Annotated in this window: 22 protein-coding genes and 1 tRNA gene; 15 read left to right on the plus strand and 8 right to left on the minus strand. The window is 58.0% G+C overall.

Going from position 1 to position 26,974, the window contains the following annotated elements:
* The first annotated feature begins 107 nt into the window (after nt 1–107).
* Complete coding sequence (locus COA65_00160; protein ID PCJ61424.1) at nt 108–1,592, plus strand: hypothetical protein; 1,485 nt, start codon at nt 108–110, stop codon at nt 1,590–1,592.
* 3 nt (nt 1,593–1,595) lie between these two features.
* On the opposite strand, the gene COA65_00165 is transcribed toward COA65_00160, so the two are convergent.
* Nucleotides 1,596–3,056: a hypothetical protein gene (locus COA65_00165; protein PCJ61425.1), complete on the minus strand. Its 1,461-nt coding sequence runs from the start codon at nt 3,054–3,056 to the stop codon at nt 1,596–1,598.
* A 149-nt stretch (nt 3,057–3,205) separates the two neighbouring features.
* Nucleotides 3,206–5,875 (minus strand): hypothetical protein, encoded by a 2,670-nt coding sequence (locus COA65_00170; protein ID PCJ61426.1) that lies wholly within the window; start codon nt 5,873–5,875, stop codon nt 3,206–3,208.
* 342 nt (nt 5,876–6,217) lie between these two features.
* Here COA65_00170 and COA65_00175 point away from each other — a divergent pair, with 342 nt between their 5' ends.
* The 6 genes from COA65_00175 (at nt 6,218) to COA65_00200 (ending at nt 13,092) form a co-directional block, all read left to right on the plus strand.
* Nucleotides 6,218–7,471 carry an ammonia channel protein gene (locus COA65_00175; GenBank protein ID PCJ61736.1) on the plus strand — a complete coding sequence of 418 codons (1,254 nt, stop codon included), beginning with the start codon at nt 6,218–6,220 and terminating at the stop codon, nt 7,469–7,471.
* Between the two features lie 43 nt (nt 7,472–7,514).
* Nucleotides 7,515–7,853: a transcriptional regulator gene (locus COA65_00180; protein ID PCJ61427.1), complete on the plus strand. Its 339-nt coding sequence runs from the start codon at nt 7,515–7,517 to the stop codon at nt 7,851–7,853.
* Between the two features lie 99 nt (nt 7,854–7,952).
* Nucleotides 7,953–11,033, plus strand: coding sequence for a sensor protein gacS (locus tag COA65_00185; GenBank protein PCJ61428.1), 3,081 nt, complete (start codon nt 7,953–7,955; stop codon nt 11,031–11,033).
* A gap of 201 nt (nt 11,034–11,234) precedes the next feature.
* Nucleotides 11,235–11,963, plus strand: a complete 729-nt coding sequence (locus COA65_00190; protein ID PCJ61429.1) for a hypothetical protein — start codon at nt 11,235–11,237, stop codon at nt 11,961–11,963.
* Between the two features lie 36 nt (nt 11,964–11,999).
* Nucleotides 12,000–12,728 (plus strand): hypothetical protein, encoded by a 729-nt coding sequence (locus COA65_00195; protein PCJ61430.1) that lies wholly within the window; start codon nt 12,000–12,002, stop codon nt 12,726–12,728.
* Nucleotide 12,729: 1 nt separating this feature from the next.
* Nucleotides 12,730–13,092 carry a hypothetical protein gene (locus COA65_00200; protein ID PCJ61737.1) on the plus strand — a complete coding sequence of 121 codons (363 nt, stop codon included), beginning with the start codon at nt 12,730–12,732 and terminating at the stop codon, nt 13,090–13,092.
* Nucleotides 13,093–13,106: 14 nt separating this feature from the next.
* On the opposite strand, the gene COA65_00205 is transcribed toward COA65_00200, so the two are convergent.
* From COA65_00205 to speD, 3 genes are all read right to left on the minus strand, one after another.
* Nucleotides 13,107–13,928, minus strand: coding sequence for a hypothetical protein (locus COA65_00205; protein PCJ61431.1), 822 nt, complete (start codon nt 13,926–13,928; stop codon nt 13,107–13,109).
* A 71-nt stretch (nt 13,929–13,999) separates the two neighbouring features.
* Nucleotides 14,000–14,863, minus strand: coding sequence for a spermidine synthase (locus tag COA65_00210; protein PCJ61432.1), 864 nt, complete (start codon nt 14,861–14,863; stop codon nt 14,000–14,002).
* Nucleotides 14,860–15,339 (minus strand): adenosylmethionine decarboxylase, encoded by a 480-nt coding sequence (speD, locus tag COA65_00215; GenBank protein PCJ61433.1) that lies wholly within the window; start codon nt 15,337–15,339, stop codon nt 14,860–14,862. The genes COA65_00210 and speD overlap by 4 nt, the downstream gene beginning before the upstream one ends.
* 388 nt (nt 15,340–15,727) lie before the next feature.
* Between speD and COA65_00220 the strand changes: the two genes are divergently transcribed.
* Entirely contained in the window at nt 15,728–17,116 is a 1,389-nt protein-coding gene (locus COA65_00220) for a hypothetical protein (protein ID PCJ61434.1), read from the plus strand.
* 13 nt (nt 17,117–17,129) lie between these two features.
* Here COA65_00220 and COA65_00225 read toward each other — a convergent pair whose 3' ends face one another.
* Together COA65_00225 and COA65_00230 are read right to left on the minus strand one after the other, a co-directional pair.
* Nucleotides 17,130–18,605, minus strand: a complete 1,476-nt coding sequence (locus COA65_00225; protein PCJ61738.1) for a hydroxyacid dehydrogenase — start codon at nt 18,603–18,605, stop codon at nt 17,130–17,132.
* The gene (locus COA65_00230) at nt 18,595–19,578 is read right to left on the minus strand and encodes a threonylcarbamoyl-AMP synthase (protein ID PCJ61739.1); all 984 of its coding nucleotides are present in this window, start codon (nt 19,576–19,578) and stop codon (nt 18,595–18,597) included. Before COA65_00230 ends, COA65_00225 begins: the two co-directional genes overlap by 11 nt.
* Before the next feature lie 624 nt (nt 19,579–20,202).
* Here COA65_00230 and COA65_00235 point away from each other — a divergent pair.
* Both COA65_00235 and COA65_00240 read left to right on the plus strand, forming a co-directional pair.
* Nucleotides 20,203–20,565 (plus strand): response regulator, encoded by a 363-nt coding sequence (locus COA65_00235; protein ID PCJ61435.1) that lies wholly within the window; start codon nt 20,203–20,205, stop codon nt 20,563–20,565.
* A 90-nt stretch (nt 20,566–20,655) separates the two neighbouring features.
* Nucleotides 20,656–20,730, plus strand: a tRNA-Val gene (locus COA65_00240).
* Between the two features lie 45 nt (nt 20,731–20,775).
* Here the strand turns inward: COA65_00240 and COA65_00245 are convergent.
* Nucleotides 20,776–21,339: a TetR family transcriptional regulator gene (locus tag COA65_00245; protein ID PCJ61740.1), complete on the minus strand. Its 564-nt coding sequence runs from the start codon at nt 21,337–21,339 to the stop codon at nt 20,776–20,778.
* Nucleotides 21,340–21,608: 269 nt separating this feature from the next.
* Between COA65_00245 and COA65_00250 the strand changes: the two genes are divergently transcribed.
* The 5 genes from COA65_00250 to COA65_00270 all read left to right on the plus strand — a co-directional run bounded on the left by COA65_00250 (nt 21,609) and on the right by COA65_00270 (nt 26,974).
* On the plus strand, nt 21,609–22,622 hold the full coding sequence (locus COA65_00250) for a hydrolase (protein PCJ61436.1): 1,014 nt from the start codon (nt 21,609–21,611) through the stop codon (nt 22,620–22,622).
* A gap of 159 nt (nt 22,623–22,781) precedes the next feature.
* Complete coding sequence (locus COA65_00255; GenBank protein ID PCJ61437.1) at nt 22,782–23,786, plus strand: hypothetical protein; 1,005 nt, start codon at nt 22,782–22,784, stop codon at nt 23,784–23,786.
* Between the two features lie 130 nt (nt 23,787–23,916).
* Nucleotides 23,917–24,042 (plus strand): 50S ribosomal protein L36, encoded by a 126-nt coding sequence (locus COA65_00260; GenBank protein ID PCJ61438.1) that lies wholly within the window; start codon nt 23,917–23,919, stop codon nt 24,040–24,042.
* 219 nt (nt 24,043–24,261) lie between these two features.
* Nucleotides 24,262–25,749, plus strand: a complete 1,488-nt coding sequence (locus COA65_00265; protein PCJ61439.1) for an FAD-binding oxidoreductase — start codon at nt 24,262–24,264, stop codon at nt 25,747–25,749.
* 1 nt (nt 25,750) lies between these two features.
* Nucleotides 25,751–26,974, plus strand: coding sequence for a glycolate oxidase subunit GlcE (locus COA65_00270; GenBank protein ID PCJ61440.1), 1,224 nt, complete (start codon nt 25,751–25,753; stop codon nt 26,972–26,974).

The raw sequence follows: 26,974 nt of genomic DNA on the forward strand, positions 1-26,974 counted from the left end.
AAGCGCTGGAACGCTTAGAAAAATCAGCGATTTTCGGCGCCTATTAAGGAATTCTTAATTTTTTTGATGGACCGTTGCGGGCCGTTAACCTGTGTTAACAGGGGTGCGTGTCGGTGGGGCCGCCCACGGGGCCGCCCACGTCTGGAAAAGTAAAAATGGCCATGAACGACCTGGAAAAAGCGTGGACGGCTCATGCCTTGCGGCTTGGAAAGTTGCGCCTCCGCTTTGACGACGACGAAACTGAGAACCGCTACCGGATCATGCATATCCGGCAGTCGCTTCCCACCATCCGGGTTTCCCTTCTTGCAGGGTTAGGCCTCTACGCCCTCTTTGGCATTCTCGATTACTTCATCGTTCCGGACAAGCTGATGGAATTCTGGATCATCCGTTACGGGGTTGTCTGTCCGGTTCTATTGACGCTCTGTCTCGTCACAGGGACAAAAGCCTTTCTGCGTATGTCGCAATTTATCCTGGCGTTTGGCATGCTTGTTCCGGGGCTGGGCATTCTTGTCATGGTGGCCATTGCGAACGCGCCGGGCAACCATCTCTATTACGCGGGCCTTCTCCTCGTCATCATTTATTGCTCAAGCCTGAGCATTCTTCGCTATGTGTATGCGGCGGCCATTACCGTGACGTTGGTGGGGCTTTATCAGTATGTTGCACTGGTCGTAAATCCGATTCCAAGCGAGGTGTTAATCAGCAACAATGTTTTTCTGGTCGTATCGGGTGCCGTCGGTATTTTCACGAGCTACACGCAGGAGCTCTACATTCGCCAGAATTTTGTCAAGACGCAGCTTCTTTTGAAGGAAAAAGAACGTTCCGATCAGCTTCTGGATGAAGCGCGTGCAAGCAGTGAGGCAAAAACGGAATTTCTTGCTGTTATGAGCCACGAATTGCGTACGCCCCTGAATGCGATTCTCGGCTTTTCCCAGATACTCAAGCAGCAGATGTTTGGCCCCATCGGGTCGGAAAAGTACAAGGGCTATATTGAGGATATCCACAGCAGTGGCAGTCACCTGTTGAGCTTAATCACGGATATTCTGGATCTCTCAAAGGCAGAGGCCGGGCGGCTCACGCTTCGAGATGAGGTCGTCAATCTTACGGAGGTGCTGGACGGTTGCATGCGTATGTTCCGTGAACGGGCGGCGGAAAATGGCATTCGGCTTCGCTTCGACATGCCAAAAACGGCTGTGCAACTGCATGCGGACCCCAGATTGCTTCGGCAGACCTTCATCAACCTTCTTTCAAACGCGGTAAAGTTTACGCAGAAAGGCGGCGCGGTTGTTGTCTCGACCGCCCACATGGCGGATGGCAGCGTTTGCGTGTGCGTCGAGGATACCGGCATCGGCATTGCAAAAGGAGATATCGAAAAGGTTTTCGAGCCGTTTGTTCAGGTGGAAGCCGCCTATGCCCGTGGCTATGAAGGCACGGGCCTTGGGTTGCCGCTGGCCAAGAAAATAATGAGGCTTCACGACGGCGCGCTTGAGATTGAAAGCGAAATCGGGGTCGGTACGATTATTCGCGCCAATTTCCCTGCAAAACGCGTGTTTGGTGGGGCCAGGTCACCGAGCCATGTCGACGGCGCCGCCTGAGGGTCACGCGTCCGGCTTGCGGATGTAGAGCATCTGGACGCAATCCGAAGCGTCGGTCTTGACGGTTGTCGTGCTTGCGGGCAGGTCCCGCGCCAAATCAAAGGTTTCGGCTTCCGTCCGGTAAACGAGGCTCCAGTCGCAAAGAAATTCGGTCGGCCACAGCAGGCTGGCGGGACTTTTCTTGACGTTGCCGACGACCAGACAGCCGCCGGGTGCCAATTGCCGGTAGAGACCGTTGATCAGCGCGCGCGCCGCGCGCTGGCCAAGGTAATCCACCAGACCAACCATGTAGATCAGGTCCTGGGCCGGAATTTTGTCCAAGAGCTGGTTGCCTTTCAGGAGTTGTCCGAAGGACGCGTGCAGGCAGTTTACACTTGCCCGACCGGCCAGGCGAAGCGTTTCCGGATAGATGCGCTCATAGGCTTGGCTCAGGGCCTGATGATCCTGATCGATCAGCGTGATGTGAACGGCATGGGGAATGAAGCCGCGACGTAGAAAGTTGATGATTTCCTGCGCCGGTCCGCAGGCAAGATTCGTCATGTGCACGGGGCCGTTTTTGTTGGCGACAATTTCGGCAATGATCTGTTGCATCATCACCATGCGGTTCGCGATGCATTCGCCCGTGTCGAGGCCAATGCGATGCAGCAGTTTCCCGTAAGGAGTCGCCCCCTGGCGACGCCAGGTATAGATGTAATTCATGGCCTTAAAATCGCCTGGATAGCCAAGCGGCTTTTCATAGGCACGCTTCCAGACGGGAGCTTCCATGAATTCCGGCGTCAGGACCAGTTCGGTGAAGCGCTTCGTTTCCTTCAGCGCTTTGGGGTCTTTCATGATGGGTTCGACGAGTGCGTTTGCCTGGTGCCAAAGTGTGCGCCATTCCGGCAGGATGCGTTCTTCACAGATCGAGAGCACCTCGGCCAGACGGGATTCATTCTCTAGGGTGTGCGGATTTGCCGTGCCGTTAAACTGTTTGATGGCGGAACGATAGCGGCGCAGCAAATGAAGAATGTCGGAGGTGAGCTGCCGGTATTCCGGAGGAATGTGCTCGCTTGCCGCGTTGAGGCCGCCTTCAAGTTCGCGGCGGAGGCAAATTTCCTCGTGTCTGGCGACCAGTTGCGGAATATCCAGATGGCCGCTCGTCAGTTGCAGCGCGACCTTCGTGCCGAAGGGCGTCGGCTCGACGCGGCAGATCCGCCCGCGGCCTTCATGGAGGATCGTCTTGCCAAGACGAATATGGATCGGCACTTGTTCGCCCGGTTCGCCGGACCAGCCGTTCTCACGGTTTGCAAAGATGGCGATGCCGCTCATGCTTAGGTCTTGCAGCACGTAAGGCAGCCTGGCGATCTCAATATCGGGTAGAGCCCGGCGAAACAAATCCTGGGCCTTGTGCCGGTCTGCCCGATAGTTGATTAGCCGGCCTTCCCCCCCAACAAGTTCCTCATAGGCCTTCATTCCGTGCCTCATTTTCGAGGATTGTCCATATGGTTAACAAAAATTAATCATATTGGCGGCGGGAAAGCAAACCGCTTTCTTTGCAAAAGAATGGCGTTTTCAGAGAGTTAGAGAAAATGTTCCGATGGGATGCGGCGTTGGCCGGTTGAGATGGGCTGCGTTTATGCGGCCAGCACTTCGCGGATTTTCTTGGCCAGGGCACGCTTGCGGTAGGGCTTTTTGATTAGCTCGGCACTAAGATTGCTGCGGTCGGGCAATTCGGCCAGATAGCCGGAAGTTAGCAGTATTTTCAGGCCCGGATGGTTTTGCCGCGCTTCCTTGGCAAGGGTGACGCCGTTCATGCCATGGGGCAGGACGACGTCCGAAAAAAGGAGATCAATGCTGGATGCCGTTTCCAAAATGCGCAACGCTGATGGCGTGTCTTTTGCTTCGAGCACCCGATAGTTGAGGCTGGTCAGGAGGCGTTTTACAAGGCTGAGCATGGCCACGTCGTCTTCGACGATGAGAATTGTTTCGCCGTTTCCTTCCAGCCCCTTCAGCATCGGCAGGGCCGTTTCGGAAGGGCTTTCCTTCTTTTTCGTTGTCGGCAGATAAATCTTTACGGTCGTTCCTTTGCCAGGACGGCTTTCAATGCGCACGTCGCCATTGGATTGCCGGATAAACCCGTAAACGACACTTAAACCCAGGCCGCTTCCCTTGCCAACGTCCTTGGTCGTAAAGAAGGGATCAAAAACATGGGCCAGATTTTTCTTCGGGATGCCGGCGCCGTTGTCCCGGACGGTGAGCAGGACATAACGGCCATGGGCAAGGTCCGCCTCTTTGGAATTTTTTGCGTCGATGGTGACGTTTTTGCTTGAAACCATCAGTTTCCCGCCTTTCGGCATCGCGTCCTGGGCGTTCAGGGAAAGGTTTAGAATGACACTTTCCAACTGGTTCGGATCGATCAGGATGGGCCAGAGGTCGTTGCCGGGGTCCGTTTGGATTTCGATGGCTTTGGCGAGGCTGTGTTCGAACAATTCCGTCATTCCGGCGATGAGCCGGTTTAAGTCCGTGGGCTTTGGTTCCAGGGCCTGTTTGCGGGAGAAAGCGAGCAGGCGCTGGGTGAGTGCCGCCCCGCGATCCGCTGCGCCAAGCGCCCGGCGGGCAAAATTATGGGTCGCTTCGTCATGGCTGCGTTCCTCCAGCAATTCCAGATTGCCGATAATCACGCCGAGAAGGTTGTTGAAATCATGCACGATGCCGCCGGCGAGCTGTCCGATGGCGTCCATCTTCGTCGCCTGGAGGAAGGCTTCTTCGGCTTTTTTGAAGGCGGTGATGTCCTGAAAGGCGGCGAGGACGGCTTCCTCTCCCCGAAAGGTCACGGGATGGGTGGACAGCAGGACGGTGATCGGCGTGCCGTCGGCTTTCTTCATTTTCAGCTCGTGCTCGCGAATGCCGCCATGCTTGCGGGTACGCTCGATGATGGCGGAACGGTCTTCCGGATTTTGATAAAAGTCCTTGGCGTGGGCGCCAATGATTTTTTCCACCGGCAGATCCAGGGCCGGGCCGACACGCGAATTGGCGAAGAGAATCTGTCCATCGGACAGGCGAGTGATGAGCAGCGGCAGGGGCAAGCCTTCGACGACGGCGCGGAAACGCTGTTCGCTTTCGCGCAGCGCCGTCTCGATCTTTTTTAGCTCGGAAACATCCTGGGCAACGGTCATCACCGCGTCTTCGTCATCGAAAGCGATGCGCGCGTAGGAAATGATGGCGGTCAAGGGTGTGCCGTCTGCGCTTTTCAGTCGCACTTCGCGGTCATTCAGGTGGCCGGTTTTCAGGACCAGCTTCATGATTTCTGTGCGTTCTTTCGGGTCTTGATAGAGGTCCAGACTTTGTTTCCCGATCAGTTCGCCGGGGCCGAAGCCGTAAAAGGCATTCGTCCAGGGGTTTATATAAAGGAACGTGCCGTCGGAAATCCGGTTGATGGAAATCGCAACCGGGGCGCGTTCGGAGATGTTGCGGAAACGGGCTTCGCTTTCACGGAGTTGGGCCTCGATCGCCTTGCGATCCGTGAGATTGTAGATTTGCGTAACAAAATAAAGCGGCGCGTCTTTCGAATCCCGTACCATGGAAACGGCCAGCAATGCCCAGACGACATGCCCGTCCTTATGGAAATAGCGCTTCTCTATCTGGTAGGTGGTAATCTCACCGGCCAGCATCTGCTTGTAGTAGGCGAGGCTTGCCTCAAGATCGTCAGGATGGGTAATCGCCTGAAAGTCGGTCGTCTTTAGCTCCGTTTCGCTGTAGCCGATCATCTCGGAGAGCGCGTGGTTCACCTTTAGCCATTTGCCCTCCAAATCAACAAGTGCAGTCCCGTGGGGGGCCATCTCGAAGGCGCTGCGAAAGCGTTCCTCGCTTTCACGAAGCGCTTCCTTCGAGCGCAGGCGCTCGGTGATGTCGACTGCCGATGTGAGGATAGCAAGATCGTTCTCATAGATAACGGGGTGAAGGGAAAGCAGGACGGTGATGGTCTCGCCGGTGCTTTTGCGCATCTCGACCTGATGATCGTTGATCAGGCCTTTCTTTTCGAGCATTTCGAAGAGCGCGTCCCGCTCTTCTGGCTTTGCGTAAAAGTCCCTGGCCTTGCGCCCACACAGAGCCGCCGGTGGCAGGCCGGTCAGCGTTTCGGTTTTTGCATTGGCGTAAAGGACCCTCCCATCCGTGGCGCTGGTGATGAAAAGCGGCAGGGGGGTCGCGTCAACGATGCTCCGCAGGCGGCGTTCGCCTTCGTTGCGTTGCCTCAGTTCCTCGCGGGTTTCGTTAAGGCCCGGGTCCTTTTGGCTGATTTTCACCGACCGGTTCCCCGTTGTGGGTGGTCCGAAGGGTTGTGGTCACGACAGACTGGACGGTGAGCGGCTAATTTCCCATTAATATTTGGGCCGATTGTTTGACAAGGTCCGGCGAAGCGTGTGCGGGCATGCGTTGCGCGAAAAACCGGCAGGTTTTGCAGGCTTTGCGAGATATTCCTTCCTGGTGTAGGGTTTCTCGAAATCGCGCTTTTAGCGCATGGAAAGGTGGGTTTGCCGGACCAGTGTCATCCAGTGCGATCCAGCGTTGTCCAAGGGGAAAAACACATGCCGGTCGGGAAATCTACGCAGCTGCTTTATCTTCTTTGCTTTGCTTTTCTGTTTGCGATGATGCCTTTGCCGGCTTTGGCTGGGGAGGCGGCCTTGAGCGGCGCCAATACGGCCTGGATCCTTACGGCTACAGCGCTGGTGCTGTTCATGACGCTTCCAGGGCTGGCCCTTTTTTACGGCGGGCTGGTGCGTGCAGAGAACGTGCTTTCCGTTCTCACCCATTGTTTCGGGATCGCCTGTCTCATGTCCGTTCTGTGGGTCGTCTGCGGCTACAGCCTTGCCTTTGGGGATGGTGGTGCGGCAAACGCATGGGTTGGCGGTTTCGGCAAGGCCTTCCTCGCCGGCGTTGGGGTTGATGCGATGGCGGGGGACATTCCAGAGACTCTCTTCATGATGTTTCAGATGACCTTTGCGATCATTACACCGGCGTTGATCGTGGGGGCCTATGTGGAGAGGATAAAATTTTCATTCGTTCTTCTGTTCAGCGGCATTTGGCTGATCCTCGTTTATGCGCCTGTCACCCATTGGATCTGGGGCGGCGGCTGGCTTGCCGATCTTGGCGTTATGGATTTTGCCGGCGGTCTTGTCGTCCATGCGACGGCGGGGGTAACGGCGCTGGTGCTGGCCGTGATGCTGGGTGGCCGCAAGGGATTTCCTGGTGACGTGAAGCCGCCTCACAGCCCGGGCGTCACGATGATCGGCGCCGCCATGCTGTGGGTCGGCTGGTTCGGCTTTAACGCGGGCAGCGCCCTGGCCGCCGACGGCAATGCCGCGATGGCGATGACGGTGACCCACATTTCCGCTGCGACCGCCGCGCTCACCTGGATGGCGTTTGAGTGGATCAAATATGGCAAGCCGAGCCTGATTGGAACCGTGACCGGCATGGTCGCCGGTTTGGCAACGATTACGCCGGCTTCCGGTTATGTCGGGCCGATGGGGGCACTGGCGATCGGGGTTGCCGCAGGGCTCGTCTGCTCCTGGGCGGTTCCCTTCATCAAGCAGACCGTGAAAATCGATGATTCGCTCGACGTTTTCGCCGTGCATGGTGTTGGCGGCATTCTCGGTATTCTGCTGACAGCCGTCTTCGCATCCACCGCATTTGGCGGCCTGGGCCTGCCGGAAGGGCGCACAATCCTGGACCAGTTCTGGGTGCAGGGCCTTGGCGTTGTCGCCACCGTCGGGTGGGCCGTGGTGGTGAGTGTTGGCATCGCCTTTCTTCTGCGCGCCCTGATCGGTCTTCGGGTCAGCGAGCAGGAGGAAACGGAAGGACTGGACATCACCACCCATGGCGAACGGGGCTATACCCTGTGAGGCATTTTGGATTGCCACCTGTTTGGAGAGGGGAAAAACGTCAATGAAACTCGTGATCGCTATTATCAAGCCATTCAAGCTCGACGATGTGCGCGAGGCCCTGACAGCACTTGGCGTTCAGGGGATGACCGTCAGCGAGGTCAAGGGATATGGCCGCCAGAAGGGCCATACGGAGATTTATCGCGGCGCCGAATATGCGGTTAGTTTCGTGCCCAAGGTCAAGATCGAGATCGTCGTTGACGACACCACCGCAGAACGGGCCATTGATACCATTCAGGAAGTTGCAAAAACTGGCCAGATCGGCGACGGCAAGATTTTTGTGCTCGACGTGGGACGCGCCACGCGCATTCGTACGGGCGAGACGGGGGAAGAAGCCCTTTAGCTTTTCCCTGTCTGCAGCGGCTTCTGGCACCGCTTAATACATCTTTTACGAGTGTTCTTTACTAAGAACACTCTCTTAGGGTGTATTTTTGGTGGTGACATGGCTTTGCTGGAGGCTCGTTCGGCGCGGTTCACGCGCAATCTGAGAAATTACCTTCTGGTCGGCGTCCTGTTCGGCGTTGGGTCGGGGGCGGGGGGCATCCTTGCTTGGGATGGACACTCCCTTGGCTGGTATCACACCGCCTTCGAGGCGGTTCCACTCTTCGTGTTGATCGCCCTGGCCTTTGGTCTGTGGGTGGCCTTTAAGATAGAGGCGGCCAACCGGGCAAGCCTTGGTGCCATCATCGACAACGCTTGGGACGCCATTTTTACCATTGATGCGAACAGCATCCTCCTCTCTTTCAATCCGGCGTGCGAAAAGATGTTTGGCTATCCTTCGGACAGGGTCATTGGCCGGAGCATCCGTCTACTCATGCCGGAATTCTGTCTCGGCGGGGAGGGAAACTGCGCCCGGAATTATCTGAAGACGAATGACGCGGGCAGCCCCTCCCATGAAGTAAAAGGCCGCCGTCAGGACGGAACGATCTTTACAATTGGCCTGACGGTGAGTGAAATACGGAGCCATCCTAGCGATTTATTTGTTGGCATCGCCCGGGACATTAGCAAACGCAAGCGGATAGAGAAGAAATTCCGCGAGAGCGACCGGCAGCTTCAGGGCATTCTCGATTACGCGCCGCTTTGTATTTCGCTGAAGGATCTTCGGGGTTGCTATATCTGGATCAATCGCCGCTATCAGGAGGTCTTCCAGGTGTCTCTGGAAGACGTGATGGGAAAGACGGCGCGCGAGGCGTTCCCGAACACAGCCGAGATGGCCGAAGAAAACGACCGCAAGGCCCTGGCGGGCCTTCTGCCGGCAGGGGGCTACGAAATTACCACCAAGGTGGATGGCGAAGAGCGGGTTTTTCTGAAATCGAAATTTATCCTTAGGGATGCGAACGGCCAGCCGACCGAAGTTTGCGGCATTGCTTCGGAAATCACCGGGCACAAGCAGATGGAACGCGCCCTGGAATTGCGCGGCGGCGAGATGGAGCGTCTCACGAAGGAACTAGGCCGCAGCGAACAGCGCCTGCAGGCGGTGCTGGACACCGCCGCCACGGGCATCATCACCATTGACGCGAAGGGAATTCTCCAGTCCTTCAACCCTTCCGCCGAGCAGATTTTCGGCTATGCGGCGGAAACGGTCATCGGTAAAAATATCCGCATGTTGATGCCCCCTTCGGATAGTGGACAGCACGACGGCTATCTGAAGCATTACCTGGAAACGGGCGAGAGGAAGATCATGGGCATCGGCCGCGATGTCGAAGGGCAGCGCAAAGACGGTAGCTATTTTCCGATGCATCTGGCCATCAGCGAGGCCATCTTGGACGACGGCAATCAGCGGATCTTTACCGGCATTGTGACCGATAGTACGGTGCGCAAACAGGCCGAAGAAGCCTTGCAGTCCGCGAAGGACGCGGCCGAAGGTGCGACCCGTACAAAGTCGGAATTTCTTGCCACGATGAGCCATGAGATACGTACGCCCATGAATGGCGTGATCGGCATGGCGGGCTTGCTGCTGGGGACGAAGCTGGACGATGAACAGCGCCAATATGCGGAAACCGTTCGCAAATCTGCCGACAGTCTGCTGGCGATCATCAACGACATTCTGGATTTTTCCAAGCTGGAAGCCGGCAAGCTTGAGCTTGAGGTCGTGGATTTTGATCTGATTGAGGTCGTTGAAAACATCGCCGAATTGCTGGGACCGCAGGCCATCGGAAAGGGCATTGATTTTGTCACTTTCTTCGCGCCGGACGTGCCTGCTTTCGTTCGCGGCGACCCAAGCCGGCTGCGTCAGATTTTGATGAACCTGGCCGGGAACGCTATCAAATTCACGAAGAAGGGGTCCGTGGCCATGGGCGTGACCGTTGTGAAGCAGGCGGCGGCAGGCTTGACCCTGCGCTTTGAAGTGATCGACAGCGGCATTGGTATTTCCAAGGAGGCGCAAGGGCATTTGTTTGAACAGTTTACCCAGGCCGATTCCTCGACGACACGCCGCTATGGCGGCACCGGCCTTGGCCTGGCCATCTGCAGGCAGTTGGTTCGACTGATGGAGGGCGAGATTGGAGTTGAAAGCGCGCCCAGAGAGGGCAGCAATTTCTGGTTCGAAATTTCCCTTGGGCGGCGGATGGAAAAAGACAGTCAGAAGATTGTTCCGTTGGAAGACCTTGCGGAATTGCACGCGCTGGTGGTCGACGATGCCGAGTTGAACCGGCGCATTTTTCGCAAGCAGTTTGAATCCTGGGGCATGAACGTTCATTGCGCGGAGGATGGCGAGGCGGCGTTGGCGATGCTTGTGGAGAAAATGGAAAAAAAGACGCCCTTCGACCTGATCGTTCTCGATCACATGATGCCGGACATGGATGGCGAGGAATTGGGCAGGAAAATTCGTGCGCGCCGGGAATTTGACGGAGCGAAGCTTGTGCTTGCCACCTCGATGGGGATGGCGGGGGAGGTCGCCCATTTTCGTGCCATCGGTTTCGATGCCTGTCTCACAAAACCGGTGCGGCAATCCGTTCTGTTCAACACGATCGCCGATTTGTTTGGCAAGCAGGCGGCGGCAAAGGGCGCGGGCATCGCAACGCGTGAAGATCCAGCGGGCAAGGACGCGGAAAATGCCGCGCAGCCTGTGCGACCGTTGCGCATCCTTCTGGCCGAGGACAACCAGGTCAATCAGTTGCTGGCATGCCTGATGCTGCAAAAGAAAGGGCACCGCGTGGATGCGGTGGGCAATGGCATTGAAGCCGTGAAGGCCGTCCAGACGATTCCCTACGACCTGATCCTCATGGACGTGCAGATGCCGGAAATGGGGGGGCTGGAAGCAACGGCGAAGATAAGGGCGCTTCCCGGCGGGGTTGCCACCATTCCGATCATTGCGTTGACAGCGAATGCCATGAAGGGGGACCGTGAAAGCTACCTCGCGGCCGGAATGGACGACTATGTTTCCAAGCCCATCGACGAGGAAAAATTGCTGCGCGTTCTGGCGCGATGGAGTGGTCCGGAAAAGAACGACAAGGCATCGCCACAGCTGCGCCCGCGTGGCAAAAAGCGGTCGCGCCAAGCGGGGTCGTCCCGGAACCCCTGATGGGTTCACCTGAAAGCCAAGGGGCTGCGCGCCTTCATATCCCGCCTAATTTGATGCAAATCAAACTTGGGAATTTCCTTTTGCCGCAGCGTCTATTGCCTTAACGTCAAGCTGGCATTCTGTCGGCAGAACGTATCGCGGAATGTCTTTAAAACGGAGCGTTTTTAAAAACGCACGATAAGAAAAAATGGAGGAGGGAACATGCAAGGCAACGTGTGCATCGTCACGCATGTGACCGCCCCGGTCGGGCAAGCGGGCGCGGATGCGCTGGCAGCCGGTGGGGCAAAGGTCGTTGTTAGCGATCCAATTTTTGCGAAGGAGGGCGATCGCCTGTCTTACGCCAAGGCGCATCCGCAACTGGAAGTGACCGCCACGTTTGATCCGGCAAAGCTGGTCGAGGAGGTGGTCGCAAAACATGGCCGTGTGGACGCGGTGATTTCGAGTGCGTCGCTGCAGCCGTCGCCGGCCCAGATCGAAAAGACGGATGTCGAAGATCTCCGCCATGCGCTGAACGTGCTTGCCGTCGAGCCTTTCCAGTTGGCGCAGGCTGCGGTCCCGCATATGAAGAAACAGAAATCAGGCAAGATCGTCTTTGTGACTTCGGATGCGCCACGCTATGGGCTTGCGAACCACACGGCGTATTGCACGGCCCAGGGAACGGCGAACGCGTTCATGGTCGCGCTGGCCCAGGAGGTTGCGGATTCGAACATCCAGGTGAATGCGATCGGATTGGGTGACACCGTCGCGCCGACGTATTTCCCAAAAGAGATGATCGGCGAGAGCACGGCCGAGAACCTGCTTGTTGAAAAGGGGCCGGCCATGCGGAAAGCGAAGCCGGAGGACGCCGGTGCGCTTGTCGCCTTCCTTGCCTCGGCGGGGTCGGATTTCATCGTCGGCGAGGTTATTCCGTTCGCCGGTGGCAGGATTTAAATAAAAAAAGAATCAGAGCTTAAGGAGGAAGCGAAGATGAACAGCAAAGTCTGTCTGGTTATCAACGGCACCGGCTATGGCGGTCCCGCCGCTACGAAGGCGTTGTTGGACGATGGGTGGAAAGTGTTTTGCAGCGATCAGGGTTTTGCCGATGCGGAAAGCCGCAAGGCTTTCACCGACGCGAACCCGGATGTCGAGATTATCGACGAACTGGAGCCGGAAAAGGCAATTGAGGCCGTCGTCAAGAAGGGTGGCCGGATTGACCTGCTTTTTTCCAATAGTTTCGTGGCGCTTTTCCCGGCGGCTGTGGAAACGGCTGGCGTTGATGCCTTCCAGAACTATCTGGAGGGGTTGACGATTGAACCTTTCCGTCTGGCCCGGGCGGCGATTCCACACATGAAGAAGCAGAAATCCGGCAAGATTATCTTCATGACGTCGGCGGGGCCGATAAAAGGCCTGCCGAATTTGACCACCTATTGCGCGGCGCGCGGTGGTGCCAACGCGCTGGCCAAATCCTTGGCCCAGGAGGTTGCTGCGGACAACATTCAGGTCAATGCGATCTGTCCGAATTTTGCAGAAAACCCGACGTATTTTCCGGCAGAAGCAATCGGGGTGGACTTCATGCAGAAGCTGGTTCAGGAGAACTGTCCGACAAAGCGTTTTGGCACGCCGGAGGAACTGGGCGCGCTGGTTGTGTATCTTGCCTCGGAGGGGTCGAATTTCACCACCAGTCAGATGATGCCGTTCGCGGGTGGCTGGGCCTGACGTGGAAAAGCGGGTTTGGCCGAATGAAATTCGGCTGAAATCAAAGGAGAAAAACCTCGAAATCGATTTTGATGACGGATGCACATTCGTGCTTCCGGCCGAGTTTTTGCGCGCGAAGAGTCCTTCCGCCGAGATACGCGGCCATGGGGGCGGCCCGGAAAAACTGGTCGGCGGGCGACGCCATGTCGGCATCCTGAGCGTGACGCCGGTCGGCAATTACGCCATACAGATTTCTTTTGATGATCTGCACGATACCGGCATCTATTCGTGGGATTATTTGTACGAGCTGGGATCTTGCCAGGAAGAATTGTGGCAGGCCTATCTTCGCCGTTTGGAAGAAGAAGGGGTCAGCCGCGATCCGTAAAAGGAAGCCCAAGTTTATTCTATGACAATCTTTGGTGCCGGGTGCGTGGGCTTGCGCGCGGTTGCATCTATTTTTTCGAGCAGCTGATCGACGATACGAAAATAGGTGGTCGCTACGGCGCTGTCCGGTGCGGTAACGATGATCGGCGTTCCCGCGTCCGCCGTTTCGCGTATGGCAAGATCAAGTGGGACCTCGCCCAGAAAATCAATGCCCAGTTCTTTCGCTGCCATATGTGCGCCGCCGTGACCGAAAATTTCCGAGCGTCCGTCGCAGTTCGGGCAGGTGAAATAACTCATGTTCTCGACAAGGCCCAGGATCGGCACGTTCATTTTTTKAAACATGGCGATGCCCTTTCGTGTGTCGAGAAGGGCAATATCCTGAGGCGTTGAAACGATGACCGCGCCGGTCAGAGGAATGCGTTGCGTGATGCTGAGCTGGGCATCGCCGGTCCCCGGAGGCAGATCAAGGACGAGAACGTCCAGATCCCCCCAGGCGACATCCTTGATCAGATTCTCGATGGCGCCCATGACCATGGCACCGCGCCAGATCATCGGAGTTGCTTCCTCGACGAGAAAGCCGATGGACATGCAGCCAATTCCGTAAGCCTGCATCGGCACCAGACGTTTGTCGTCCAGAAGGGTGGGCATGCCCCGGATGCCAAGCAGGCGGGGAAGGGAGGGGCCGTAAACGTCCGCGTCCAGCATCGCCACCCGTTTCCCACGCTTGGCCATGCCGACCGCCAGGTTCACGGCGGTCGTTGATTTGCCGACGCCGCCCTTGGCGGACGAAACGGCAAGGACGGCACGAATACCGGGAAGGGGGAACGGCTGTTCCATGGGCTTGCTCCTTTGCGCCGAACCATTTCATGGCGAACCATTGCATGGTGAGGTGTTGCTTGTTGCGAAATTTATCCCATCAACTCACGGATATAGTTGGGCAGGGCAAAGGCGGCAAGGTGAATGTCGGGGTTGTAGTAGCGGGTGGCAATCCCGGAAGACGCATAGCGATCTTCGATGCAGGCCTTTGAAACGGCGCGGTTTTTATGGGTGAGACTGCCCCAGCCCAAGGCCATGAAGCCGCCGCTGTAGGTTGGCACCGGGACGACGTAGAAGCCGTGGTCCGGAAAAAGGGCGTGCAGATGCCCATGGACAATGCGCGCCTCCTCACCCTGGACGAAAGGCACGCCGCTTTGGGTGATGAGGACGCCGTTTTCGGTAAGGCAGCGCTTGCAATTCGCATAAAATTCTTTTTGGAAGAGGGCCGCTGCCGGGCCGATGGGGTCGGTTGAATCGACAACGATTACATCGAAGCGCGCGTCTGTTTTGGCAACGAATGCCGTGCCATCCTGGATAAGAATTTCGGTGCGAGGGTCTTCAAATGCGCCCGCAGAAAGCGCCGGCAAATATTTTTTTGAAACCGCAATCACAGCCGGGTCAATCTCGACCATCGTTGCTTTTTCAATCGGGTGCTTCAGGGTTTCTTTCAGAGCGCCACCGTCGCCGCCGCCGATAATCAGGACGTTTCGGACGTTGCCATGGGCGAAGATCGGGGGATGGATCAGCATCTCATGATAGAAAAATTCGTCGGCTTCTGTCGTCTGGATGACGCCATCCAACGCCAACACCCGACCGAATTCACCGTTTTCAAAGACGATCAGATTCTGGCAGTCGGTTTTTTGGTGGTGGAGAACGCGGTCCATTTTCAGCCGCAGTCGGACATGAGGGTGCAGCGTCTCTTCAAACCACGCATCTGTCACGGCGGCATCCGTCACGGTGTCAGGCCCCGCCGTTGCTCGTGGGTCTGGACTCTTGCCGGGTGCAGGGCTTCCCGTAGGGCCGGCAGCGCTCGATAGGGGTCGCAGGCACCGCACATGAAAATATCGAGGGCGGCATAGCCTCGCTCTGGCCAAGTGTGAATGCTGATATGGGATTCGGCAAGTATGGCGACGCCGGAGATGCCGCCGCTTGACGGAAAGCGATGTAGCCGTATGTCGAGAAGGGTGGCGCCCGCCGCCATGGCGGCCTTGCGAAAGGCGCGCTCGATCACATCTGCCCGATCCAGGTTGTTGCAGTCCCAGAAATCGGCCAGAACGTGCCTGCCGGCAAAAACCTGGCCGTCCTCTTCAATAAAATAATCTGGCGTTGACGTTACGGTCGTTGGCATGCCCGTCGTTAAACGCGGCCTCGAGCGAGGAAATTCCTGCTCAAGCGAAGGTGGCATGGTTGCAACGGATGGCCTTTGTGCCATTGCAGGCGCCTCTACCTAGAATCTGAGATATGGGCGCGTTGTTTCGCGCATTGCCGAAAGGATTGCAAGGCAAAAATCCGTTTATTTGGCGGCGGTCTGACAGGGAAAGCGAGGCGGCGTTCGTCGCGGGGGTACAAATAAAAACCGGATAGAAAACGCACCGCGCGGATGAACCGAATGCGGCACCTCTTGCAAGAAATAGAGAAAGCTATTGACGGAAAGACGGTTAACAAGAAGAATATTCGCGGGCAAATTAGAAGAAAAAAAAGTAAAGTTGCAAGCATAGGCTTTCAATTAAATCACCGGTTACTTTGCACACTGTGCACCTTACCTTTGATGGCGGACGTATTGTGATGGCTCTTCTTCTGGTTGTAAGTGGCAGTCGATTGTGGCGGTAGACGATCCATCCCCGCCGGATTTAGCGCTTCTTCCCCTGGTGCCGATCGAGGCGGAAATTACCCTCCTTTCGGGCGAGGCGATTTCGCAAACCGCTCCGGATTTTCTCGACCCCCTGTTCGATCCTGCGTTCGACTCTGACCTGGATGGTTTTGATCCGGACGCCGGCGACACTTATGGAGGGGGGGCAGATTTTCTTGCGCCGGTCGAGGCGGCGGCAGATATCTTTTCTACGGAGAATTTGTCTGCGGAGGGTCTGGTTGCCGGCGGGCCGCGCGTCTTCGATCCTTTTTTCCAAGACCCCGACGCCGCACCGATGGATGCAAGCGGCGTTTCCGATTCTGACGGGGCGTTGCGTTTCACCTTCACCAATCCTGCCGAGGCTGAATTCTTTGCCGAGGGGGAATTGCGTGGCGTGGGCTTTTTCGCCGAACCGGCACCGTTTGTTGCGTCCTTCGACGCGCCCCTTTTTGAGCCTCTCCCCAGTTCACCGCCGCCGGTGCTTTCCGGTGTAACCCGGATTGGTGGCAACGGCGAGGATCACCTGACCGGCACGCCGCAAAACGATTTTCTGGATGGCGGCGGCGGTGCGGATTTTCTTGAAGGGTTCGCTGGCGCGGATTTTCTAAATGGCGGTTCGGGGGATGACATTCTTGATGGCGGCGCAGGCGCGGATCATCTGGCAGGCGGCCTGGGGGATGATCTGTATCGCCTGGACGATCCAGAGGACGTTGTCTTTGAGGCGGTCAGTGGCAGCGTTGGTGGTTTCGACAGCGTCGAGGTGGGCAACCCGTTGATTGCGGCCATCGGCGCGGGGTCGGCGCCGGCGACCTTTGTGTTTGCTGGGGGGCCGCTTGACGGGCGCGTTGCGACCGACAGCGCGCATCTTTTCTTTATCAATGACGGCATCGAGGCGCTTCATCTGCTGGATAGCGCGCCGGCGAACGCGATTGGCAATGGCGAGGCAAACACGCTTACCGGAAATGCCGCCGCGAATTTTCTGTGGGGAGAGGCGGGCGACGACTTCCTTTTCGGGATGGGTGGTGACGACATTCTGGCGGGCGGGTCGGGGGATGATTTCCTTGACGGCGGCAGTGGCGATGACGCTTACCATTTCTATGGGGACGAGACCGGATTCGATGTCATTGCGGATGGATCGGGCGTGAATTTCGCACGCCTGCTGGATTTCTCAGGGACAACCGAAGCTGTCGGTGGCCTTGACGGCAATGGCGATCTCACCATTTTCGCCCATGATCCGGCCGCGTCCTTCGTGCTTTTCCAGCCACTCTTCCGCGTGGAGGGCTATGGCGCCAATTCGGGGGCGTTCGCGGGCGTTGAACTGGATGGCGTCTTCTTTGCGACCGGCGATCTCATCGTTTAGGTAATCGCATCGTTTAACCCTTGATGTCCGGAGCCGTATCCGCCGATGGGATGAGAACTTTTCCCGGGTTCAGAATGGCATCCGGGTCCATGGCGCCTTTCAGCCGCTGCATCATTTCGATCTCGACCCTGGATTTATAGCGTTGCAGCGCGGCGCGTTTCATTTGTCCGATTCCGTGCTCGGCGGCAAAAGACCCCCCCATCGCAACCGCCAAATCGTGGACCCATGCGTTGACGGTCTCCCATTGTGCCAGAAAGGCGGTTGTGTCCATGCTCGGGGGCTGACTCAGATTGAAATGCAGATTGCCGTCACCAGCATGGCCAAAGGCGACGATGCGAACGCCCGGAAGCTTTTCGGTAACCAGGGCCGTTGCCCGGTCCATGAATTCCGGAATTTTTGAAATGGGCACCGACACGTCGTGCTTGATGCTGCCGCCTTCATGTTTTTGGGCCTCAGGCAGGGTCTCGCGTAACCGCCAGAAGGCGTTTTTCTGTTCGATTGTTTCGGCAATCGCGGCGTCCTGAAGGACGCCTTGTGCATGCGCTTTTTCCAAAAGAGTTACGAGAAGCGGCGCCAACCCGTTGCCGCTGACCGGTGCGCCGGCGGCAGCCGGTGCGGTGCATTCAAGCAGCACGTACCAATCGTGCCGGGCGGCAAGGGGGTCGCGGGTGCCGGGAATATGCGCCAGGACGAAATCAAGTCCGATGCGCGGTAGAAGTTCGAAGGTCGCGAGCGCCGGGCCGGCGACGGCTTGGGCCAGGTTCAGCAAGGCGATGGCCGCCTTTGGGTCGGGCACGGCGACAAACGCGGTGGCGATTTCTCCGGGTGCCGGGAAAAGTTTGAGGACGGCTGCCGTGACAATCCCAAGGGTTCCTTCGGCGCCGATAAAAAGCTGTTTTAGATCGTAGCCGGTGTTGTCTTTGCGCAAGCCTCGAAGGCCGTCCCAGATGCGGCCATCGGCGAGCACGACTTCCAGCCCAAGGACAAGTTCGCGCGCATTGCCATAGCGCAACACCGCGTTGCCGCCGGCATTCGTGGAAAGCACGCCGCCGATCTGGGCGCTGCCCTCGGAGGCGAGGCTTAAGGGAAACAGGCGATCCGCGCTTGCCGCCGCCGCCTGGACATCGGCCAGGAGGCATCCCGCTTCGACGGTCATCGTATTGTTGGCGGGGTCGATCGCGCGGATGCGGTTCATCCGGCCAAATTGCATGAGGATTTCATTGCCCGGCCCTTGCGGTGTTGCGCCGCCAACCAGGCTTGTGTTGCCCCCCTGAGGAACGATTGCAATCGCGTGTTGCGCACAGATGCGGACCGCTTCGGCAATTTCTTCCGTCGATTTTGGACGCGCGAGGCCGAGTGCCTTTCCCTTGTAACGCCCCCGGGCATCGACAAGGTGGGGGGCCAGGGCCGCCATGTCCTCGGACCAGCCTTTGGGTCCGAGGGCTGTGGCCAGGGCCGTGACGCCTTTTGCGGTCCGGTCATTCGGCATTGCCGCCTCTTTCTTCTTTTGGGGCGGCGGCGCGGCGCAGGCGGTCGTTGATGGCAACGCCCAGGCCTTCTTCGGGGATCGCCATGACGGCGATTGCCTGAAAGCCGGACCAGTCGAGTTCGTGCAGCTGATTGTATAAATTTGCGGCGGCTTCGCTTAAATCGCCGTTTGGGCTCAAATTGCGTTCGGCCGCGAAACCGGAAATGGCATGGGAACCGAAGGAAAGCAGCGCCTCGCCCGGCGCGACGGATTTCACATTCAAACGCATTGGGATGGAAGGGGCGTAATGCCGGTCCGCCATGCCGGGGGAACGCGGTTTTTTAAGATCGCCCGGCGTTGCCTTTTGCAAAGCGCCAATTTTCTGGGTGAGCATTTCTTCGGTGATGGCGCCGGGGCGGAGCAGGCAGGGGGTGTTGCCGCTAAGGTCCAGCACCGTCGACTCGATGCCGATTTTGCAGGGGCCGCCATCGAGAATGAGGTCGAGCGCTATGCCGAGGGAAGCGGCGACATGCCCGGCCGTCGTCGGACTGACGCCGCCAGAGCGATTGGCGCTTGGCGCGGCGATGGGGTGCGGGATTTGTCGCAGCAAGGCCTGGGCAATGTCGCTGTCCGGCGCGCGGAGGGCAACGGTTGGCAAATTGGCGCTTGTGACTTTGGAGACCGGCGAATTTTTTAGCCGCTTTAGAACGAGGGTCAGGGAGCCGGGCCAGAAAGCTTTGGCAAGGCACCGTGCCCGGTCATCAAACACCGCTACTTTTTCCGCCGCCGCAAGGTCGGCGATGTGGACAATCAGGGGGTTGAAGGAAGGGCGGGATTTGACCGCAAAAATCCGTGCGATGGCGGCATCGTTTGTCGCGTCGCCGCCGAGGCCGTAGACGGTTTCTGTCGGAAAGGCGACCAGGCCGCCTTCGCGTAGAAGGTCGGCGGCGCGTTTCAGATTTGCCGGCGTCGCCGGTTTGATTCGGGATTGCAATTCGTTCACGGGTCATCTCCGGCGGGTTGGGGAGGGAGTGTAGCGAAATTTTGCCCTTTCGGTCACCGTCTCGGGTGACGCGATGCCGGTGATAGCTTTTTCCGTCTTTGGGGGCCTTTTGCGGCGGGACCTGGGAAATTTTTCAGAGAACTAAAACGCCGCTTATTTTGCAGTGCAAAATTTTTAGGGGTGATTTTGGCCCGAATTTGCAGCAGCCATATTTTTGGGCGGCGGCGAGATATCCGTTGTTTTTGTAAGGGTTTGCAGGGCTTTTTTTGCACATACTTTTGCGCCAGCGGCCTTTTTTTGTTGCGGCGCACCAATAAGCAGGGTATGGTCCGCTGCATTAAGGCTTGCGGCGGCATCTTTCTCCCCTGGAACTTCGCCGCCGCATCCTCATCTTAAGTGTATCCTCCCTTAACGACTTCGGGGCCGCACAAATGCGGCCCCGCTTTTTTTTGTTCTTTTGCCGTCTTGCCGCCATCGCCACGGGGGCCGTTTCCAGCATTTTGGATGTTTGTGGGCGTTTACCATATTGAAGTGTTTTCGAAGCCTTCCCGATCCTTTATCTAGATAAGGGTGCATCGGTGGAAATGCCGGGCAGGTTCAGGGAGGCGACATTCAATGGCTCACATTCTGCTTGCGGAGGACGATCAGTCGATGCGGGAATTTCTTGCCCGCGCTCTTCGCCGCGCAGGCCATGTTGTCGAGGACGTCGGCGATGGCGATGCGGTTATCCGCCTGATTAAGGACGAGACGGATTTTGATCTTCTGCTGGCGGACATCGTGATGCCGGGGGTGGACGGCATCGAACTTGTCCAACGCGTTTCCGGAAAATTCCCGAAAATAAAAATCATGTTGATTACCGGTTTCGCCGCCGTCTCGGTGCGCGCCAAAGAAACGTTAGGCACCAAGACGAAGGTGCTTTCGAAGCCTTTTCACCTGAAGGATCTGATCCAGGAGGTCGAGACGGTTCTCGCCGCCTGAGATGTCTGGGAGAGGGCTTGCAAAGCGGTTGCGTTCCGTCATAATCGCCCGCGCCTGGCGTGAAAACGCGCCTTCAGAAAGGCGTCACAAGGGCGGTTAGCTCAGCGGGAGAGCGCTGCGTTGACATCGCAGAGGTCACTGGTTCAATCCCAGTACCGCCCACCATTCCCTCCGCCATTTCCCCCGCCATTCCTGATGACGGACCCCGCGTTACAGCCCGGCGTTTTCGATTAGCGATCTGGCGGTATGCCTTGCCTGTTTCGCGGCGCCGCGTTCGCCCGCAACATGGGCCATGACGATGGCCCCTTCCATCAACAGCATCAGTCCGGCGGCCAGTTCCCGGGGGGAGGCCGCGCCGGCGCGAGCGGCAAGTTCGCGCAGATATTTCAGGACCTGGTGTTTGTGTTCGCCTGCGGCAACGTAGATTGGGTCCTGGGGTGCGGCATATTCGGCGGCGGCGTTGATAAACATGCAGCCGGAAAAAGCCTCCTCGCCGAACCATTCGTCCAGCACGTCGAAGACGGCCAGCAATTGCGCCTTCGGTGACGTGGCCCGCGCGTCAACCCGACTGGCGAGACGCTTGCGAAAGGCCAGGTCGCGATATTGAAGAACGGCGAGGATCAACGCGTCCTTCGATTTAAAATGCTTGTAGAGGGTCATCTTGGCGACGCCGGATTGGGCCAGGATGCGGTCGATTCCTGTCGCGTGGTACCCGTCTTGATTAAAAAGTTTCAACGCGGTCTCGATCAGGACGTCGCGGCGGCTGGGTGTCATGGGAGCCTCCTTTTCCACATCTATATATACCATTCTGTCTAGTTTCAAGGGTCTTTCCGGGCCGTCAGAAAGGAAATGCGCCGGGCTCTGCGGCATCGACGTTTTAAATTTTCTTGCCTTCCTCCGGTAAGGGCGCTTGACAGAACAGACAAGTCTGTCTATTGCTGCCCTTACGGACCCTGGCTCTGGTCCTGTTTGCGAAAGACGCAAGCCATTGAGACTTTCGGAAAACACCCTTTCGGAGAGGCCCTATGTTTAGGAGAAAACACATGTCCAATTTTCCCCACGCCGCCCGGCAGCCCTTTTGGACGCGCCTTGCTTTGGCTCTGGCGTTTGTCCTTGTTCTGACCCTTCCGGCCGCGCGCGCCGATGCCGAGACGCCCCGACCGGCCGGCCCGGACGTGCCGGTGACCCAGACCCTTCATAAAACGGTCGAGATCGACGGCCTTAAAATTTTCTACCGCGAGGCGGGTCCAAAGGGAGCGCCGGTGGTGCTGTTGCTGCACGGGTTTCCAACGTCTTCCCATATGTTCCGCAACCTCATTCCGGCCCTTGCGGATCGTTATCATGTCATTGCCCCGGACTATCCGGGTTTTGGTAACAGCGACATGCCGTCGGTCGAGACGTTTGATTACAGCTTCGACAATTTGGCCAACGTCGTTGAAGCCTTTACCGAAAAGCTTGGCCTTGAACGCTATAGCCTCTACGTCATGGATTACGGCGCGCCGGTCGGGTATCGCCTGGCCACCCGCCATCCCGAGCGCGTCGAAGCCCTGATTGTTCAAAATGGCAATGCCTATGCGGAGGGTTTGCGCGAATTTTGGGACCCGTTCCGGGCCTATTGGAAGGACCGCAACGCGGAAACGGCGAAGCCGTTGGCAGGTTTTTTGAAGACCGAGGTGACGAAGTGGCAATACACCCACGGCACCCGCCACCCGGAAACAATCAGCCCAGACAACTGGGCAGTCGATCAGGCGTTGCTGGATCGGGCAGGCAATCAGGCGGTGCAATTGCAGCTTTTCTACGATTATGGCTCAAACCCGCCGCTCTATCCGGCATGGCAGGCCTATTTCCGCAAACACCAGCCGCCGACTCTGGTGGTCTGGGGTAAGAATGATTTCATCTTTCCCGCAGAAGGCGCGCACCCTTACAAGCGGGACCTGAAAACGATCGAGTTTCACCTTCTCGACACCGGCCATTTTGCCCTTGAGGAGGACGGCCCGGTGATCGCTTCCCATATCCGCCGTTTTCTTACGACGCATCTTCAGGCCCAGCTTCGCTAAAGATAGCCTCTGCCCCCCCCCCGGTGACCGTGCGTGCCAAGCCCGGTTACCGGGCGCGTTCCTTATTTTCCGGTGATTTAACGTGAATTTAAGTCTTTTTGTTGCAGACTATCGCACCCCATTGTGTGTCTGGCATCGGCCAGAGCAGGGGGAGGAAACATGTCACTCGCTGCTGCATTTCGGCTTTTTAGCCAGGGAAGAGATCACGCTGCGCCCGCGCCGTCACGGCTGCGCGCCTGGTGGCAGGGCCAGGCATCGCAATCGCTGCCGCCGGCGGGTGTTTCTGTGGAAAGCACCGAGCTTGCGGAAGGCACCGAGGAAACCCATTGCCCGGACCTTGAGTGTGCAAGCAGCGCCGAAGGCGCGCCGGATCCGTGGTCACAGGAACGTCTGGCGCTTCTTGCCGAATTGTGGGGGCCGGGATTTACGTCGCCGGGCGGCGAGGAATTTGCAATCGAACTTATCAAACCGCTGGCACCGACGTCGGCGATGAGCCTGCTTAATCTCGACGCGCATCTCGGCGGCAGTGCGCGCACGATTGCCAATGTTTACCAAATGTGGGTGAACGCCTTTGAAGCGGACGAAAGCCTTGCCAGGATCGGCATGGAAATGTCGGAAAGAGAAGGGATGGTGAAGCGCGCGCCGGTTGAGTTTTGCAACCGTGAAGCCCTTGGCGAGCGGCTGACCGAGGATCGGCGTCAGTACGATTGTGTCTTTTCAAAAGAGGGGTTTTACCGTGTCGAGAACAAGGACGCGCTTTTTGAGGCCATCTACAAGCATATGAAGCAGAACGGCCAGTTCCTTTTTACGGATTACGTTTTGCCGGAGGGTGGTGAGGCAAGCCCCAAGGCGGTGGCCGGGCTGGCTTCGGAAAAGGGAGCGCCGCATCTCTGGACTGTCAAACAGACCCTGAAATCCATTGATCGATTTGAGTTTGAGGTGCACATCTCTGAGGACATGACGGATCGCTATCGGGGGATGATCGTGCGCGCCTGGGCAAATTACCTGGGACATCTGAAGCGGCACCCGCAGCTTACCCCGGCCATGGGGGAAGCCTTGCTCCGGGAGGTGGAAATCTGGGTCCGCCGGGTGTTGGCTTTTGACCGTGGCGGGCTTCGCGTCCATCGCATTCATGTCGTCAAGCGGGCTTCGGGTGCCTTCTGAGGGGCGGACGGGGCGGATATGCCGCGGGGCGCGGGTAAAAACCGGACCCGGCAATTGACAGGGCGGCCCACCCTTCCTATGGTGGCTGCGATTTTTGAGTTTCCCCAATCTAGAGCGGCGCGGCAGAACGATGAAAGTTGTGAATTCTCTCAAGACGGTAAAGAACCGGCACAAGGATTGCCGACTTGTGCGTCGGCGCGGTCGCGTCTACGTCATTAACCGCACCAATCCGCGTTTCAAGGCCCGCCAAGGCTAGACCCGTTCCAGGGCTGGACCTAGTAGCCCGGCGTCCTTTTCTTCTTTTCTGATTCTTTTCTGGCCCGTCCTTCATTCGGTCGGCCCCTACCTGCATTTGCCGCCCTTTGGGCTCGTGCATTTGCCGCCCTTTGGGCGGGGGCGTAGAGTGCCTGCTTCGACGTGTGCCGCGGGCCGATGACCGGACCGATGGGGAAGGCTTCGTAGAAGGCTTAAGGGAATGCAACTTCCACAATCGGACGCAGAGATTCTTTCACGGCGATCGCAAATCCTTTCGGATCTGTCTGTGATCCTTGCCGCCGATTGCATCATCACGGACCCAGACGGGCTTTCCGTTTATGAGACGGATGGCTTGAGCGCCCATCGGCAACGACCGCTTGCCGTCGTTCTGCCGAAGACCACGGGTGAAATTTCCAATGTGCTTTCTTATTGCCATGCCAGCGGCGTCAAAATCGTGCCGCGTGGTGCGGGCACCGGGGTTTCCGGCGGGGCGTTGCCTCTGGCCGATGGCGTGTTGCTGGGGCTTGGGAAGTTAAACCGGATTCTTGACATTGATTTTGCCAATCGCTGCGTCGTTGCGCAGCCGGGGGTCACCAATCTGGCAATCACGCAGGCTGTTGAGAAAGAAGGCTTCTTTTATGCGCCGGACCCCTCCAGCCAGCTTGCGTGCAGCATCGGTGGCAATGTGGCGGAAAATGCAGGCGGGATTCACTGCCTGAAATACGGCATGACGACAAACAATCTGCTTGGCCTTGAGGTTGTGCTGATGGACGGCCAGATCGTTCGTGTCGGCGGTCGCCACATGGACGCGCCCGGCTATGATTTTCTGGGAATTTTTACCGGTTCCGAAGGGCTGCTTGGGGTGATTACGGAAGTCACGTTGCGCGTGCTTCCAAAGCCTTCGAGCGTGCGCGCGATGGTGCTTGGTTTTCCGAGTCACAAATCTGCCGGCGATTGCGTCGGTGCCATTATTGCCGCCGGGATTTTGCCCGCAGCGCTGGAACTGATGGACAAGGGGGCGGTGGCGGCGACGGAGGCTTTTGTCGCCTCTGGTTACCCGAAGGACGCCGAAGCCGTTCTTATTGCCGAACTGGACGGGACGGCGGCCGAGGTCGATGATCTGTTGGCGCGGGTCGCGTCCATTGCCCGTGGTTTCGACGCTGTTGTCGCCGGGTTCAGCGAAAGCGAAGCGGATCGCAAGCGCCTGTGGGCGGGACGTAAATCCACCTTTGGTGCTGTCGGCAGGCTGGCACCGGATTGTTATGCGCTCGACGGGAGCATTCCACGCGCCAGACTGGCGGAGGTTTTTCTGCGCACGGGCGAGCTTGCAAAGGCCCATGGCCTGCGCGTGGTGAACGTCTTTCATGCGGGCGATGGCAATCATCATCCGCTGATTCTTTTCGATGCGAACGTGCCGGGGGACCTGGAGAAGGCGGAGGCCCTGGGGGCAGAAATTCTGAAGCTGACGGTTGCGGTCGGCGGCGCGCTTTCCGGTGAGCACGGCATCGGCATTGAAAAGCGGGACCTGATGGGTCTGATGTTTTCCGAAATCGATCTTGATCAGCAACAGCGCGTCAAATGCGTCTTCGATCCGAAGTCGCTGTTGAATCCGGGAAAGATGTTTCCGATTTTGCACCGTTGCGCCGAATTGGGAAAGCTGCACATGCACGGGGACAAGATGCCGTTCCCAGACTTGCCGCGTTACTGATTTGGGCGCGCAGTTCCCCCGGGACGAAAAAGACGTGGCAGCGGCCCTGGGTGAGGCGCTGGCCAATGACGGCGCCTTTGAAATCGTCGCCGGCGGCTCAAAGCGCGCCCTGGGGCGGCCGGTGGAAGCGGCTGAAATTCTTGATGTTTCCGGGCTTTCCGGGGTGACGATGTATGAGCCGGAGGAGCTTGTTTTCACGGCCCGGGCCGCGACACCTATGGTTGAGATCGAAACGCTGCTGCGCGGTCATGGCCAGCAGCTTGCCTTTGAGCCGCCCGATTACGGGCCCCTTCTTGGCACGCCACCACAAAAGGCGACCCTGGGCGGGGTGCTGGCCTGCAACCTTTCCGGTCCGCGCCGTGTGAAGGCGGGGGCGGCGCGCGATCATTTTTTAGGCTTTCGGGCCGTGAGTGGCCGGGGCGAGATTTTTAAAGCCGGTGGCCGCGTCGTGAAAAACGTGACCGGCTATGATCTTTCGAAACTGATGGCGGGCTCCTTCGGGACCCTTGCCGTGTTGCTGGAGGGAACCCTGAAAGTTGAACCGGCACCGGAAAAATCGCGCACCGTTCTGATCTATGACCTCGACAGCCTGACGGCGGCCATCGCGATGGGGGAGGCTCAGGCGACGCCGAACGAAATTTCCGGTGCCGCGCATCTTCCGGCCGCAGTGGCTGCGAAATCGGCGGTCGATTTTGTCGCGTCCCCCGGGGTTTCGGTTGTCGCCCTTCGCGTTGAAGGGCCGGGTCGGTCCGTGGGATTGCGCGCGGAAGCCTTGCGCAAGCTGGGTGCGCGTTTTGGCGAGACGGCAGAATTGCATAGCGCATTTTCGGCCATGTTCTGGAAGGAAGTGCGCGATGTGCACTATTTTGCAGGCGAGACATCGCGCATTGTGTGGCGTCTTTCGCTGCCGCCGGCGGCGTCCCGGGAAACGGTCCGTTCTATTCTCAGCCAGGTGGAAGAAGGCGACGTTTTCAGCGATTGGGGTGGGGGCCTTGTCTGGCTTCGCGTGCCATCGGGGGCCGGGGCGTTTGCGTCTCTCGTTCACAAGGCGGCGATCGACGCCGGGGGGCACGCGCTTCTTGTGCGCGCGCCGGTGGAAACGCGGCAAGCCATGCCCGTTTTTTCGCCCTTGCCCGAAGCCATGCATGGCTTGACGGAACGCATGAAAGCCGCCTTCGATCCCAAGGCCATCCTGAACCCCGGCCGTATGTATCCAGGAATTTGA

The sequence above is a fragment of the Rhodospirillaceae bacterium genome (genome assembly GCA_002746255.1).
Classification (GTDB): domain Bacteria; phylum Pseudomonadota; class Alphaproteobacteria.